The following is a 14,428-nucleotide window of genomic DNA, read 5'->3' on the forward strand; positions in this document are numbered from 1 at the left end:
GTTAAAGCCCTTTCACCGCGTAAATGCCCGGCGCATTGCGCCAGTAGCCCTTGTAGTCCATGCCATAGCCAAAGATGTAACGGTCCACGCAAGGCAGTCCGACGTAATCTGCCTTGAGGTCTGGGCGCGCCTTGCGGTCGTGAGTTTTATCGATAAGCACCACCGTGTGGACCTGACGGGCGCCGGCGTGCTTGCAGAAGTCGCTGATCGCCGCCAGGGTGTGCCCTTCATCCAAGATATCGTCGATGATCAGCACATCGCGATCCATGAAGGAAATTTCCGGCTTGGCCTTCCAGAACAGCTCGCCACCGGTGGTTTCGTTGCGGTACCGCGTGGCGTGCAGGTAAGACAGCTCCAGCGGGAAATCCAGTTGTGGTAACAGCTTGCCGGCGAAAATCAGCCCGCCGTTCATGACACAGAACACGACAGGATTGCGTTCTGCCAGCTCGGCATTGATTGACTGTGCGACTTGGTGGATGGCGGCTTCAAGCTGTTCGTTGGTATAAAGACAGTCAGCTTCGGCCATCACCTGGCGAATATGAGCGAGATCGGCGGGCATGGAACTTCCTCTTCAAGGCGGGGCGGAACGACAAAACCGGGCGCACGCGAAGCGAGACGTCAGGAAAAAGACTGGCAAAGGTAGCCATCGCAGCGGGTCTGGGCAAGAAGCAATGGACGCACACGCCTCATGGGAAGCCAAAATGTCGCGGATTGCTCGAAGCTTCGCCATTACAACCGGCTCACAATGTTTTACCCTAACCCGATTTTTTTGCCCGCCCCACCCGGAGACAATCCCATGCCCGTCCGTGAGATCCGCCACCCGCTGATCCGCCATAAGCTCGGCCTCATGCGCCGCGCTGATATCAGCACCAAGAACTTCCGCGAACTGGCCCAGGAATTGGGCGCGTTGTTGACTTATGAAGCCACCAATGACCTGCCGCTTGAGCTCTACGAGATCGACGGCTGGTGCGGCAAGGTCCAAGTGGAAAAAATTGCTGGCAAGAAGATCACTGTAGTGCCAATCCTGCGCGCCGGCATTGGCATGCTGGACGGTGTCCTCAGCCTGGTTCCCGGTGCCAAGGTCAGTGCCGTGGGCATTGCCCGCAACGAGGAAACCCTCGAGGCGCACACTTACCTGGAAAAACTGGCGCCGGAAATCAACTCACGTCTGGCACTGATTATCGACCCGATGCTGGCCACCGGCAGTTCCATGGTTGCCACCATTGACCTCCTGAAGAAAGCGGGCTGCAAGGAAATTCGCGCCATGGTGCTGGTCGCCGCACCACCCGGCATCGAGGCGGTGCAAAAAGCCCACCCCGACGTACAGATTTACACGGCCTCCATTGATGAACGCCTGGACGAGCACGGCTATATCATTCCCGGGCTTGGCGATGCCGGCGACAAGATTTTCGGCACCAAGCAGAAGGAAAGCTGAGCATGACCGATGAATTCAAGGAGCCTTTGTGGCGCCAGTCAATCGCTGGCGCGCAGATGCTCTTCGTGGCGTTCGGCGCCTTGGTGCTGATGCCGCTGATCACCGGCATGGACCCCAACGTGGCGTTGTTCACCGCCGGTGTCGGCACCTTGCTGTTTCAGTTGGTCACAGGTCGCCAGGTGCCAGTATTCCTGGCGTCGAGCTTCGCCTTCATCGCACCGATCATCGTCTTGAAAGCCGAAGTAGGCCTGCCGGCGGTGCTCGGCGGCATCATCGCCGCCGGTATGGTGTATATCGCGCTGAGCCTGGCGGTAAAGCTGCGCGGCCCGGCGTTTATCGACCGCTTGCTGCCACCGGTGGTGATCGCCCCGGTGATCATGACCATTGGTCTGGCCCTGTCACCCGTGGCGGTCAACATGGCCATGGGCAAAACCGGTGACGGCGCCGTAGAGCTGATTCCCTATGGCACCGCTATCTTCATTTCCATGGCCTCGCTGCTCACCACGCTAATGGTCGCGATGCTGGGTCGCGGGCTGTTTCGCCTGGTGCCGATCCTTGCCGGGGTGATCGTTGGCTGCGTCTTATCGTATCTGCTCGGCCAGATCGACACGCGCGCGATCGCCGCTGCGCCCTGGCTGGCCTTGCCGAACTTCATTGCGCCGGAATTTCATTGGGGCGCGATCCTGTACATGCTGCCCGTAGCCCTGGCGCCTGCCATCGAGCATATCGGCGGGGTGGTAGCGATCGGCGGCGTGACCGGAAAGAACTTCATCAAGAAACCCGGCCTGCACCGCACCCTGCTCGGCGACGGCCTGGCCACCTCGGCCGCCGGCATGTTCGGCGGCCCGCCGAATACCACTTACGCAGAAGTCACCGGGGCGGTGATGCTGACCAAGAACTACAACCCGAAAATCATGACCTGGGCGGCGGCCTTCGCCATTGTCCTGGCGTTCATCGGCAAGTTCGGCGTTGCCCTGCAAAGCATTCCGGTACCGGTCATGGGCGGCATTCTTTGCCTGCTGTTCGGCTCCATCGCCGTGGTCGGCCTGAATACCCTGATCCGCAACCAGGTGGATCTGTCCGAAGCGCGCAACCTGATCATCGTCTCGGTCACGCTGGTCTTCGGTATCGGCGGAATGAAGTTCGGCGGCCAAGGCTTCGCCCTCTCCGGCATTTCCCTAGCTGCGCTTGCCGCCTTGCTGCTCAATCTGCTGCTGCCCGGCGGGCAGGGCTGGAGAAACAAGGCGCTGGAAGACAGTAACCCCTGACCACAAGCACGCCTGCCATGAAAAACGCCACGCCCCTCACGGAGCGTGGCGTTTTTTATTCTCGACGACGGGGCGAAGCCGCCTTTTATTTGCTCTGCGACGCCGCCTGCTCGCACAGTGCATTGAGCGCACGTGCCCACTGCGACTGATCGTTCAGGCACGGCACCAGCGTCAGCTCTTCCCCGCCGGCCTCGATGAATTGCTCTCGGCCCCGAATACCCAACTCTTCCAGGGTCTCGATGCAATCGGCCACGAACGCCGGGCTCATCACCAGCAGCTTCTTGACGCCGCGTGCAGCCAACTCATCGAAGCGCGCCTCGGTGTAGGGCTCAATCCACTTGTTCTTGCCCAGTCGCGACTGAAAGGACACCGACCACTGTTCCGGACGCAGCCCGGCCCGCTCGGCGAACAGCTCGGCGGTACGCAGGCACTGACTGCGGTAGCACAGCGCCAGATTCTCAGGGCTGACGCCACGGCTGTCAGCCGCGCGCAAATCATGCTGCGGGTCTTTGACCAACTTGCGAATATGCCCCTCGGGAATGCCGTGGAAGCTCAACAGCAGGTGATCGAACTCCTTTTCCAAGTAGGGTTTGGCGCTGGCTACCAGCGCATCCTGATACGCGTCCTCGGCAAAGAACGGCGCCAGGGTATTCACCGTCAAGTTCAGGCCGCGTGCGGCGGTCACCCGCTGCACTTCCTGCAAGGCCGTGGTGATGGTGCTGTCGGCGAACTGCGGGTACAGCGGCGCCACGGTCACTGTGCGCACCCCCTGCTCGGCCAGGCGCTGCAGCACGCTGTCAATGGAGGGCGAACCATAGCGCATCGCCAGTTCCACGGGGCCATGCGTCCAGTGATCACGCATGGCTTCTTGCAGACGGCGGCTGAGCACGATCAGTGGCGAGCCCTCATCCCACCAGATTGACTGATAGGCATGGGCGGACTCCTCCGGACGACGATAGAGAATCAGCGACACCAGCAACCGGCGCACCGGCCATGGCAGGTCGATGACGTAAGGATCCATAAGGAACTGGTTGAGGTAGCGGCGCACATCGTCCACTTGGGGGGAATCCGGAGAACCCAGATTGACCAGCAACAGCGCGTGATCGGTCATGCTCATTCCTATCAGTGACGGCCCAGCAGATCCGCCAGCGCCGCGTCCAAATCATTAAAACGAAACGTGAAACCTGCCGCCTGCAAGCGCTCCGGCACAGCCAGTTGGCCGCCGAGCAGCAAACCGGACATCTCGCCCAGCAGTCGCAAGGCCATGGCCGGCACCGGCAGCACTGCCGGGCGATGCAACACGCGGCCCAGCGCCTGGGCAAACTCGCGATTACGTACCGGTTGCGGCGAGCAGGCATTGTACGGGCCTTGGGCGTCGGGGTGGCAGAGAAGAAAATCAATCAAGGCGATCTGATCCTGCAGATGTATCCACGGCATCCATTGCCGGCCGCTGCCCATCGGCCCGCCAAGTCCCAGACGGAATATCGGCAGCAGCCGGGGCAACATACCGCCCTCGGTCGCCAACACAGGCGCCGTGCGCACCCGTACCACGCGAATACCCAGGGTTTCGGCATGACGAGCAGCGTCTTCCCAGGCGCCACACAAGCGTGCGGCAAAGCCCTGGTCGGCCGGCTGTGTTTGCTCGGTCACCCGCTGCTCACCGGTATCGCCATACCAGCCCACCGCCGACCCGGAGATAAGCACCTGGGGCCGTTGCTTGTGCAATGCCAGCCAGGCCAGCAAGTGTTCAGTGAGGGCGATACGACTGTCACGTAGTTCCGTGCGGCGCGCTTCGGTCCACGGACGATCGGCAATGGGCGCGCCGGCAAGGTTGATCACCGCGTCCAGCGGCTGGTTACCCAGCTCATTAAGATCGCCCAGCCCCTGCACTCCGCTGCCGCACAACGCGGGCACCTGTTGGGGTCTCCGACTGTAGACCCAGAGGTCATGGCCTCGGGCCCGCCAGTAGTGGCACAAGGCGCGGCCGATCAGGCCGGTACCGCCAGTCAACAAGATACGCATGGTGAGCTCCGCTCGGGGTGCAAGATTCTTTCAGTCTGGCCTGTAAATAACCGATTGCTGGCCGAGCGCCGCACTTCACCAAGGCGTAAACTGCGGGCATGCCCGAGCAACCACCGCTTATCCATCGCCAGACACCCAGCCCACCCGTGCTGTGCAGTAACTGCGCCGCTTGCTGTTGTCGCCTGGAAGTAATGCTGGTGACCGACACGGGCGTACCTGCGCGCTTTATCGAACAGGATCGCTGGGGCGGCGAAACCATGCGCCGCCTGGACGACGGCTGGTGCGCAGCCCTGGATCGCGACAGCATGCGCTGCACCATCTACGCCAATCGTCCCTTGATCTGCCGCGAGTTTGAAATGGGCTCACCGGAATGCGTCGAGGAACGCGGTGATCTGGCCCAGGCCTATCGATAACGCTGCCCGCGCCTCAAAACCCCATCCGGTAATACAGGCTGTACACCTCTACGCCATCATTGGGGTTTTTCAGGCCCGCATTCGAATAGTGGATCACCCGTAACCCGAGGTCCTGGTCGGCGCCGAAGCGCACGCCCAGGCCCAGCCGATCCTCGAATTGGAAAGACGAGCCCAGGTCGCGGTCCTCGATTTCGGTATCGGCAAAAGCCGCCACGCCGATTCCGGCCTCGATGTAGGGCCTGAAACGCTCACCGGCAAACTCGTAGACGAACACAGGGGACAGCGAAAGACTGTGGTTGCTGGAGGTTTGGTCGCCCTGCCAGTAGCTGTAGGCGGTATCCCAGTAGCCGGTCAGACGCCCCGTGGAGGTTTCCCACCAACTGCGCTGGAAATCCCACTGCAATCCCAGTCGGTAGACCATTTCCGACTCCGAGCTCTGGCCGACGCCTAGGGTTACATCCATCGCGTGTGCGTGTTGCAGCCCGACCAGCGCAAGGGTAAACGCCGCCAGGGGGAATCCTTTTACAGGCCGTTTTAAAACTACCTGCGTTGGCAATACGTCGTTAAAAACAGCCTCAGCAAGCCGCTTGCGGCTAACGCGCTTTAGCGCGGCCCGAAGGGCGAAACGCAGTGAGTCATGCTCATTTAGAACTCCTAAACTGCGCTTCCTCGGCTGTTTTTGCCTCGTCTTGCCGGCCTCGCCTACGTTTTTAAATGGCCTGTTAATCATGGGAAACATCCTTATCCAGAAGGAAAAGAAGACAGACTTCCCGTTATATGAAGGCTCAGCCGGAGGTGAGTTCCAAACCCAGCGGTTCCAGTTGCGCTTCGTCCTGCCACAGGGTGGGCAATACCTGCTGCAATCCGCCCACCGCGCCGGTGGTGTAAAAACGTGTGGCTAAGGGCGGTCCGCCAGCCAGCAGGTCACGGGCTTGCAGCAGGCGCTGCAACTGACGCGCGACGGCTTCGCCCGTGTCGATCAGGCTCACCGAGTCTGGTACCAGCCCACGCAGCAGCGGCTTGATAAAGGGGTAATGGGTGCAGCCGAGGATCAGCGTGTCGCAGCCCTGGGCCAGCAGCGGTTCGACGAAACCGTTCAACAGCTCGCGGGTTGCGCCGCTGTCCAGTGCTCCCGACTCGATGCACTCCACCAGGCCCGGACAGGGTTGGGTGATCACCCGCACGTCATGGGCGAAGCGATCTAGGAGAGCGGCGAACTTGGCGCTTTTCAGCGTGCCGGTGGTGGCCAGCACGCCCACTACGCCGCTGCGCGTCGCTTCAGCTGCCGGTTTGACCGCCGGTTCCATGCCGACAATGGGCAATGCGGGATAGAGATCGCGCAGCTCGGCCACGGCCGCCGCCGTCGCGGTATTGCAGGCCAGCACCAGCGCTTTGGCGCCTTGTGCCAAAAGGAAGTCGGCAATCAGCCGGCTGCGCTCACGAATGAAGTCGGGACTTTTTTCGCCGTAAGGCACATAGCGGCTGTCGGCGACGTAGATCAGCGATTCTTGAGCCAGTCGCGCACGAATCTCGCGCAACACGGAAATCCCGCCGACACCGGAATCGAACACGCCAATCGGTGCACTACTGGGCATGGCGGCCTGCACAGACGGCGCAGTGGGGATCACGCTTGACCTTGAGTTCGCGGAAGCGGCTACCGAACGCATCGATCAACAGCAAACGGCCCACCAGCGGCTCACCGAATCCGGCCAGCAATTTGAGGGTTTCCAGCGCCTGCAGGCTGCCTACCAGGCCCACCAGCGGGCCAATCACGCCAGCCTCACTGCAGGTCAGCTCCGCCTCGCTGCCATGGCCGTACAGGCAGTGGTAGCAAGGGCTGGCGGCGTCGCGCGGGTCGAAAACCGCCAGTTGGCCTTCAAGGCGAATCGCCGCACCGGATACCAGCGGCTTGCCGGCCGCCACACAGGCGGCATTGACCGCCTCGCGAGTGGCGAAGTTGTCGCAGCAGTCGACCACCAGATCCACGGCGCTGACCGCCTCGGCCAGCGTGTCGCCATCCAGCACCTGACGATGGGCAACAAGCCGCACACCGGGGTTGAGACGGGCGAGGCGAGCCATGGCTGAATCCACTTTGCCCACGCCCACGCTCTGGCTGTCGTGAATCACCTGGCGCTGCAGGTTGGTCAGGTCCACGGTGTCGAAATCCGCCAGATGCAGCTCGCCAACCCCGGCGGCGGCCAGGTACAGCGCCACCGGCGAGCCCAGCCCGCCAAGGCCGACGATCAGAACGCGCCCGTGCTTGAGGCGCAACTGACCCTCGACATCGACTTGTGCCAGAAGAATCTGCCGGCTGTAGCGCAGCAGTTCGTCATCATTCAGTTCATTGAACATGGGCAGCTCCCGAGCCGGGCTGCCAACAACCCAGGCTGATGCGTTCGTGGCCGGCCAGGTCGCGGCGGCTATGGACATCGTTAAAACCGGCAGCCCCGAGCAACTCGCGCACGGCCAGCGCTTGGTCGAATCCGTGCTCGAGCAGCAACCAGCCGCCCGGTTCCAGAAAGTGCGGCGCCTGGGCAATGATCAGGCGGATATCGTCCAGCCCGTCCGGGCCGGCCACCAACGCGCTGGCCGGCTCGAAACGCACATCGCCTTCGCTCAAGTGAGCGTCATCGGCGGCGATGTAGGGCGGGTTACTGAGGATCAGACGATAACGCCGCCCCTGCAACGCGGAAAACCAATGACTGAGCGCAAACCTCACGTTGGCCAGCCCGAGACGCTGACGATTGCGTTCGGCCAAGGCCACGGCCTCGTCGATGCGATCCACTCCGGTCACTTGCCAGGCGGGCCGCTCGCTAGCCAGCGCCAGGGCGATGGCGCCGGTGCCGGTGCCCAGGTCCAGCGCGGCCAGTGGCGTAGCGGGCAGCAGCGCCAGCGCGGTTTCCACCAGCAGCTCGGTGTCCGGGCGGGGAATAAGGGTATGCGGCGCAACGTCCAGGTCCAAGCTCCAGAAGCCCTGACGGCCCAGCAGGTAGGCCACCGGTTCGCCGGTACGACGACGCCGCAGCAACTCGGCGAAGGCCTGTTGCTGTGCCTCGCTGGGCGTTTTTTCCGGCCAGGTACGCAGGTAGCTGCGCGGCTTGCCGAGCACATGGGCCAGCATCAGCTCAGCGTCCAGCCGCGCACTGGGCGAGTCGGGCAAGTCGGCGGCGTTGAGCAGTGTTTCGATAGTCGGCATACGTATTAAGTCTCAAGCGGCGAGCGGCACGCTACAAGACGCCACTCATTCAGCTTGCGGCTGATAGCGTGCGGCTTGCCGCTGCCGTTAATCGCCGAGCGCCGCCAGTTGGTCGGCCTGGTATTCCTGCAGCAACGGCTCGATCACCTGCTCCACCGCGCCGGCCAAGACTTCGCTCAGCGAATACAGGGTCAGGTTGATGCGGTGGTCGGTTACCCGGCCCTGGGGGAAATTGTAGGTACGGATGCGCTCAGAGCGGTCTCCGGAGCCCACCAACATTTTGCGCGAGTCGGAAATTTCCTTGTGCGCAGCGGCGTCCTGCTGATCCTGCAACTTGGCCGCCAGCCAGGACATGGCGCGCGCACGGTTCTTGTGCTGCGAGCGTTCTTCCTGGCACTCGACCACCATGCCGGTGGGCAAGTGGGTGATGCGCACCGCCGAATCGGTCTTGTTGATGTGCTGACCGCCGGCGCCGGAGGCGCGGTAGGTGTCCACGCGCAGGTCGGCCGGGTTGATTTCGATCGCCGCCTGCTCGTCCGGCTCGGGCAACACCGCCACGGTGCAGGCCGAGGTATGGATGCGGCCCTGGGATTCGGTTTCCGGCACACGTTGCACACGGTGGGCACCGGATTCGAACTTCAGCTTGGCAAACACGTTGTCGCCTTCGACGCGGGAGATCACCTCTTTGTAGCCGCCGTGCTCGCCGACGCTTTCCGACAGGATCTCGACCCGCCAGCCCTGACGCTCAGCGTAACGCGAGTACATGCGGAACAGGTCGCCCGAAAAGATGGCTGCTTCATCGCCACCGGTACCGGCACGAATTTCCAGGAAGACGTTGCGCCCGTCCTTGGGATCCTTGGGCAGCAGCATGCGCTGCAGCTGATCTTCGATACCGAGCAGTCGCTCCTTGGCATCGCTGACTTCTTCCTCGGCCATTTCCCGCATGTCCGGGTCGCTGTCCTTGAGCATTTCCTGCGCGCCGGCCAAGTCGCCCTGCACCTTGCGAAACTCGCGGTAGGCGAGAATCACCGGCTCGACGTCGGCGTACTCTTTGGAATAGGCGCGGAACTGCTTCTGGTTGGCGATGACTTCTCCGTCACCCAGCAGCGCCGTGAGCTCTTCGTAGCGGTCGTGGAGAATGTCCAACTTATTGAGCAGCGAGGCTTTCATTTTTTCGCGTCGCCCTCATCAAGGCCAAACAGTTCCTGGGCCACAGCCAGGGCATCGCCCCGGCCATCAGCCGAGAATTTTTTCAGTTGAACACTGGGTGCATGCAGCAACTTGTTGGTCAGGCTGCGCGCCAGCTGCGCCAACACGTCTTCGGGCGCGCCGCCATTGGCCAGCAGTCGCTGCGCCTTGGCCAGTTCCTCGTTGCGCAGTTGCTCGGCCTGCTGACGATAGGCTCTGAGCACGTCCACAGCGGCCAGTTCGCGCAAGCGCACCATGAACTCGCCGGCGCCCAGGGTGACCAACTCCTCGGCAGCCTGGGCGGCGCCCTGACGGCTCTTGAGGTTTTCCTCGACGACATCATGCAAGTCGTCAACGGTATACAGGTAGACGTCATCCAGCTCGCCGACCTGCGGTTCGATATCCCGCGGCACAGCGATATCGACCATGAACATCGGCTTGTGCTTGCGCAATTTCAATGCGCGCTCGACGGCGCCCTTGCCCAGAATCGGCAATTGACTGGCGGTGGAGCTGATAACGATATCGCTGCCGACCAACTCATCGGGAATTTCCGACAGCAACACCGCCCGCGCGCCGAACTCGGCGGCCAGCTGACTGGCGCGCTCCAGCGTCCGGTTGGCCACCACGATGCGCTTGACGCCCTGCTCGTGCAGATGTCGGGCGACGAGAGTAATGGTCTCGCCCGCGCCGATCAGCAGCGCCTGGCTGTTTTGCAGGTTACTGAAGATCTGCTTGGCCAGGCTGACCGCGGCAAAGGCCACGGACACCGGGTTTTCACCGATGGCGGTATCGGTGCGCACGGTTTTCGCCGTGCTGAAGGTGGCCTGGAACAACCGGCCCAGCAACGGACCAACCGTGCCGGCCTCGCGGGCCACGGCATAGGCGGACTTCATCTGGCCGAGAATCTGCGGCTCGCCAAGCACCAGCGAGTCGAGTCCGCAGGCGACACGCATCATGTGTCGCACCGCTTCGTCCTCGGTGTGGACATAGGCGCAAGCGCGCAGATCGTCTAGGCTCAGCCCGTGAAAATCGGCCAGCCAGCGCAGCACGGCGTCGGCTTCCGGTGACTCCTGCCGAACATAGAGTTCACTACGGTTACAGGTGGAAAGAATCGCTGCTTCGCCGCTCGACGTTAACCGGCAGAGCTGCTGCAGGGCCTCTACCATCTGCTCAGGGGTGAATGCCACGCGCTCGCGGACATCCACCGAAGCGGTTTTGTGGTTGATACCAAGGGCGAGGAAAGCCATGCGGGTCGTAAATCAAGCTAGAGAAGCCGGTAATTCTCCTACGTCGCCGGGCGTAGAACAACCTCCATCACTTATTGCCACTATTAGTCGCACCCTTTCTAGCGCCGGCAAACGGCAGCCCATGGGCTTGCCTGGAGGCATGTGTCATGATGGCGCAACAGCAGGTAAGTCTTCTTTCCCATGAAAAAATCCTTCGCAATTTTGACCATCCTGACGTTACTGGGTGGTTGTCAGAGCATCACCAGCGCCCCCGAAACCACCCCGCCGGCGCCGGTCAGCACACCCGAACCGCAGCAGTACGCCTCGTTCAGCCAAGAGACGCTGTACGCCCTGCTGACAGCTGAACTGGCCGGTCAGCGCGGTCGTTTTGATATCGCCCTGGGTAACTACCTGCAACAGGCCAACGCCACCGAGGACCCAGCCGTTGCCGAGCGCGCCTATCGGATTGCCGAATACCTCGGCTCCGAGCAGGCAGCCCTGCTCAGTAGTCAGATCTGGGCCGATGCCGCGCCGGACAACCTAGATGCACAGCGCGCCGCCGCCATACAACTGGCGCGTGCCGGCCGCTTTGACGAATCACTGGTCTACATGGAGAACGTGCTCAAGCGCCATGGCAGCACGCACTTTGACTTCCTGGCCCTCTCTGCCGCGGAGACCGACCCGGATACCCGCAGCGGGCTGATGAAGAACTTCGACCGCCTGCTGCAACAGTATCCGAACAACGCGCAACTGCTGTTCGGCCAGGCCCTGCTGCTGCAACAGGACGGTCGCCCCGAAGAAGCCCTTGCTTTGCTGCAACGCCAGCCCGTACAAGACAGTGAGATCGCCACCCTGCTGCTGCGCACACGGCTGCTGCAAAGTGTTGGCCGTGGCGATGAAGCGCTGCCGCTGCTAGAAAGAGGGATTCGCCAACACCCCGACGATAAGCGCCTGCGCCTTGCTCAGGCGCGCCTGCTGGTCGACCAGGGGCGCATCAAGGAGGCCAAGCAAGCATTCTCACGATTGCTTGAACAGTACCCGGACGATGACGACCTGCGCTTTTCCCTCGCCCTGGTGTGCATGGAGGCCAAAGACTGGCAGGAAGCCCGCGACCACCTGCAGCAACTTGTTCGCAACGAGACTCATGTGAACGCCGCGCACCTGCATTTGGGCCGAGTGCATGAGGAACTGGGCGAACCCGAACAAGCCCTCGATGAGTACTCACAGGTCGGGCCGAGCAATGAATTTCTGCCCGCCCAGGTGCGCCAAAGCAACATCCTCTTTTCCAGCCAGCGCAGCGCCGAGGCGTCACGACGCTTGCGCGGCGCCCGCCTCGACCAGCCTGACTATGCCCTGCAGCTGTACTTGATCGAGTCCGAAGCCTGGGCCAAGTATCAACAACCCGAGCGCGCCAGCAGGCTGATCGAACAGGCCCTGAAGGAATTCCCAGATGACCTCAGCCTGCTGTACACACGTGCAATGCTGGCGGAGAAGCGCGGCGACCTGGCGCAGCTGGAAAAGGACCTGCGCTTTATTCTCGAGCGCGAGCCTGATAACGCCATGGCCCTCAATGCGCTGGGCTACACCCTGGCCGACCGCACCACGCGCTACGCCGAGGCCAAGGTACTGATCGAACAGGCCCACCAACTCAACTCGCAAGACCCGGCGATCCTGGACAGCCTGGGCTGGGTGAATTTCCGCCTGGGTAACCTGAGCGAAGCCGAACGTCTGCTGCGCCAGGCCCATGAGCAATTTCCCGACGCCGAGGTAGCCGCCCACCTCGGTGAAGTGCTGTGGGCCCGTGGCAAGCACGCCGAGGCCCGCAGAGTTTGGGCCGAAGCGCTCAAGGCGCAGCCCGAAAGCAGCATCCTGCGCAGCACCCTGCAACGCCTGACTGGCTCGGAGAACCCCTGACCATGCGCCTCGGCTACCTGCTCGTTATCAGCCTGTTCGCCCTGCTTGCCGGCTGCGCCGGCCAAAAACCCCAGGAAGCCTTGCACGGCCAGGGCGATCCCGCCCAGTGGCAAGCCCACAAATCGCAAATCGCCCAGCTCGATGGCTGGCAGATCAGCGGCAAGGTGGGGATCCGCTCTCCGCAAGAGTCAGGCAGCGCCACCCTGTTCTGGCTGCAACGCCAGTCCTATTCCGATATCCGCCTCTCCGGCCCGCTCGGCCAGGGCGCCAGCCGCCTGACCGGTCGCCCTGGCGCTATCGTGCTGGATATCGCCAACCAGGGCCGTTTCGAGGCGGCCTCACCCGAGGCGTTATTGGAAGAACAGCTGGGCTGGCGGTTACCGGTTTCGAACCTGCTGTGGTGGATACGCGGTCTGCCAGAGCCAGAGCGCCGCAGCCAGGTAACGCTGGATGCAGACAGCCGACTGGCCCGCCTGCAGCAGGATGGCTGGCAAGTCGACTACCTCGGTTATACCGAACACGATGGCTATGCCCTGCCCGCGCGCATGAGACTGCAAGGCCACGACCTGACCGTCACCCTGGTCATCAAGGAATGGCGGCCACGCCTGCTGGGGCAGTAATTCACAGCGCGCGCGTTAAGAGCCCAAGCCCTACTCACTCCAACCATGACAATCATGCACGACGCCCAACTGATCCTGCCGGCTCCGGCCAAGCTCAACCTGTTCCTGCACATCAACGGACGCCGTACCGACGGCTACCATGAGCTGCAGACCCTGTTCCAGTTTCTTGACCATGGCGATCAGCTGGGTTTTCGCCGCCGCGACGACGGCGTGGTCCGTTTACACTCGCAGATTCCCGGTGTGCCCCACGACAGCAACCTGATCGTGCGCGCCGCACGCCAACTGCAAGCGCGCAGCGGCACAGCATTGGGGGCTGATATCTGGCTGGACAAGCAACTGCCTATGGGCGGCGGCATCGGCGGCGGCAGTTCGGATGCCGCCACCACCCTGCTCGGCCTCAATCACCTGTGGCACCTGGAATGGAGCGAAAATTGTCTGGCCGAGCTGGGGCTGGAGCTGGGCGCCGACGTGCCGGTCTTCGTGCGTGGTCGCGCAGCGTTTGCCGAAGGCGTCGGCGAGCGACTCACGCCAGTCACCCTGAGCGAGCCCTGGTTTCTCGTACTGGTACCGCAAGTCTCTGTAAGTACTGCGGAAATTTTTTCCGACCCGGAGTTGACACGTAATACGCCGGCCATTACAGTTCGCAGCCTTCCTGAGGGGGGCGGTCATAACGACTGCCAGCCGGTGGTTGAAAGGCACTACGCAGAAGTGCGTAACGCCTTGAACTTGCTGAACAAATTTGTTCCGGCAAGAATGACCGGAACTGGAGCTTGTGTATTTGGGAGCTTCCCAAATCGCAGCGATGCTGATAAAGTCTCGCGCCAACTTCCAGCCACTCTGCCACGCTTCATCGCTCGCGGCTGCAACAGGTCTCCTGTTCACCAACAGCTCGAAACACTGGCAAGGAAGTGAATGTTTGACATTCGGTTATACGCTACAGGGGCGTCGCCAAGCGGTAAGGCAGCAGGTTTTGATCCTGCCATGCGTTGGTTCGAATCCAGCCGCCCCTGCCATAACCTCCCCGAGGTTAGGCAAACGTAAACTGAATACGCATTTGAGTCGCAACATCCTACAGGGGCGTCGCCAAGCGGTAAGGCAGCAGGTTTTGATCCTGCCATGCGTTGGTTCGAATCCAGCCGCCCCTGC

At 62.2% G+C, this 14,428-nt stretch carries 15 protein-coding genes and 2 tRNA genes; 8 read left to right on the forward strand and 9 right to left on the reverse strand.

The annotated features are described in order from the left end of the window. Nucleotide 1 precedes the first annotated feature (1 nt). Entirely contained in the window at nt 2-559 is a 558-nt protein-coding gene (locus tag H9642_RS13630) for a hypoxanthine-guanine phosphoribosyltransferase (protein WP_251836993.1), read from the reverse strand. Nucleotides 560-796: 237 nt separating this feature from the next. On the opposite strand from H9642_RS13630, the gene upp reads away from it, so the two are divergent. Both upp and H9642_RS13640 read left to right on the forward strand, forming a co-directional pair. Then, a complete protein-coding gene (upp, locus tag H9642_RS13635; protein WP_251836994.1) occupies nt 797-1,435 on the forward strand; it encodes a uracil phosphoribosyltransferase in 639 nt (212 codons plus the stop codon). A gap of 2 nt (nt 1,436-1,437) precedes the next feature. Next, nucleotides 1,438-2,703, forward strand: a complete 1,266-nt coding sequence (locus tag H9642_RS13640) for a uracil-xanthine permease family protein (RefSeq protein ID WP_433962705.1) — start codon at nt 1,438-1,440, stop codon at nt 2,701-2,703. 85 nt (nt 2,704-2,788) lie between these two features. Here the strand turns inward: H9642_RS13640 and H9642_RS13645 are convergent, their stop codons facing one another. Together H9642_RS13645 and H9642_RS13650 are read right to left on the reverse strand one after the other, a co-directional pair. Then, complete coding sequence (locus H9642_RS13645) at nt 2,789-3,814, reverse strand: ferrochelatase (RefSeq protein ID WP_251836995.1); 1,026 nt, start codon at nt 3,812-3,814, stop codon at nt 2,789-2,791. 11 nt (nt 3,815-3,825) lie between these two features. Further along, nucleotides 3,826-4,725 carry a TIGR01777 family oxidoreductase gene (locus H9642_RS13650; RefSeq protein WP_251836996.1) on the reverse strand — a complete coding sequence of 300 codons (900 nt, stop codon included), beginning with the start codon at nt 4,723-4,725 and terminating at the stop codon, nt 3,826-3,828. Between the two features lie 98 nt (nt 4,726-4,823). Here H9642_RS13650 and H9642_RS13655 point away from each other — a divergent pair, with 98 nt between their 5' ends. After that, nucleotides 4,824-5,138 (forward strand): YkgJ family cysteine cluster protein, encoded by a 315-nt coding sequence (locus tag H9642_RS13655; RefSeq protein ID WP_251836997.1) that lies wholly within the window; start codon nt 4,824-4,826, stop codon nt 5,136-5,138. 13 nt (nt 5,139-5,151) lie between these two features. Here the strand turns inward: H9642_RS13655 and H9642_RS13660 are convergent, their stop codons facing one another. The 6 genes from H9642_RS13660 to hemA form a co-directional block, all read right to left on the reverse strand. Next, the gene (locus tag H9642_RS13660; RefSeq protein WP_433962706.1) at nt 5,152-5,601 is read right to left on the reverse strand and encodes an acyloxyacyl hydrolase; all 450 of its coding nucleotides are present in this window, start codon (nt 5,599-5,601) and stop codon (nt 5,152-5,154) included. 322 nt (nt 5,602-5,923) lie between these two features. Continuing rightward, nucleotides 5,924-6,733: a glutamate racemase gene (gene murI / locus H9642_RS13665; RefSeq protein WP_251836998.1), complete on the reverse strand. Its 810-nt coding sequence runs from the start codon at nt 6,731-6,733 to the stop codon at nt 5,924-5,926. After that, a complete protein-coding gene (locus H9642_RS13670; protein ID WP_251836999.1) occupies nt 6,723-7,490 on the reverse strand; it encodes a molybdopterin-synthase adenylyltransferase MoeB in 768 nt (255 codons plus the stop codon). The genes murI and H9642_RS13670 overlap by 11 nt, the downstream gene beginning before the upstream one ends. Then, nucleotides 7,480-8,334: a peptide chain release factor N(5)-glutamine methyltransferase gene (prmC, locus tag H9642_RS13675; protein ID WP_251837000.1), complete on the reverse strand. Its 855-nt coding sequence runs from the start codon at nt 8,332-8,334 to the stop codon at nt 7,480-7,482. Before prmC ends, H9642_RS13670 begins: the two co-directional genes overlap by 11 nt. A gap of 87 nt (nt 8,335-8,421) precedes the next feature. After that, the gene (gene prfA / locus H9642_RS13680; RefSeq protein WP_251837001.1) at nt 8,422-9,504 is read right to left on the reverse strand and encodes a peptide chain release factor 1; all 1,083 of its coding nucleotides are present in this window, start codon (nt 9,502-9,504) and stop codon (nt 8,422-8,424) included. Further along, nucleotides 9,501-10,769 carry a glutamyl-tRNA reductase gene (gene hemA, locus H9642_RS13685; protein ID WP_251837002.1) on the reverse strand — a complete coding sequence of 423 codons (1,269 nt, stop codon included), beginning with the start codon at nt 10,767-10,769 and terminating at the stop codon, nt 9,501-9,503. Before hemA ends, prfA begins: the two co-directional genes overlap by 4 nt. Nucleotides 10,770-10,949: 180 nt before the next feature. On the opposite strand from hemA, the gene H9642_RS13690 reads away from it, so the two are divergent. The 5 genes from H9642_RS13690 to H9642_RS13710 all read left to right on the forward strand — a co-directional run bounded on the left by H9642_RS13690 (nt 10,950) and on the right by H9642_RS13710 (nt 14,427). Continuing rightward, nucleotides 10,950-12,662: a tetratricopeptide repeat protein gene (locus tag H9642_RS13690; RefSeq protein WP_251837003.1), complete on the forward strand. Its 1,713-nt coding sequence runs from the start codon at nt 10,950-10,952 to the stop codon at nt 12,660-12,662. Nucleotides 12,663-12,664: 2 nt separating this feature from the next. Continuing rightward, a complete protein-coding gene (gene lolB, locus H9642_RS13695) occupies nt 12,665-13,282 on the forward strand; it encodes a lipoprotein insertase outer membrane protein LolB (protein WP_251837004.1) in 618 nt (205 codons plus the stop codon). A gap of 54 nt (nt 13,283-13,336) precedes the next feature. After that, a complete protein-coding gene (gene ispE, locus H9642_RS13700) occupies nt 13,337-14,194 on the forward strand; it encodes a 4-(cytidine 5'-diphospho)-2-C-methyl-D-erythritol kinase (RefSeq protein ID WP_251837005.1) in 858 nt (285 codons plus the stop codon). Nucleotides 14,195-14,220: 26 nt separating this feature from the next. Continuing rightward, nucleotides 14,221-14,295: transfer RNA gene (locus H9642_RS13705), tRNA-Gln, on the forward strand. Between the two features lie 60 nt (nt 14,296-14,355). Beyond that, nucleotides 14,356-14,427, forward strand: a tRNA-Gln gene (locus H9642_RS13710). The last annotated feature ends 1 nt before the right edge of the window (nt 14,428 follow it).

The sequence above is a fragment of the Serpens gallinarum genome, from assembly GCF_014836765.1.
Taxonomy (GTDB): domain Bacteria; phylum Pseudomonadota; class Gammaproteobacteria; order Pseudomonadales; family Pseudomonadaceae; genus Serpens; species Serpens gallinarum.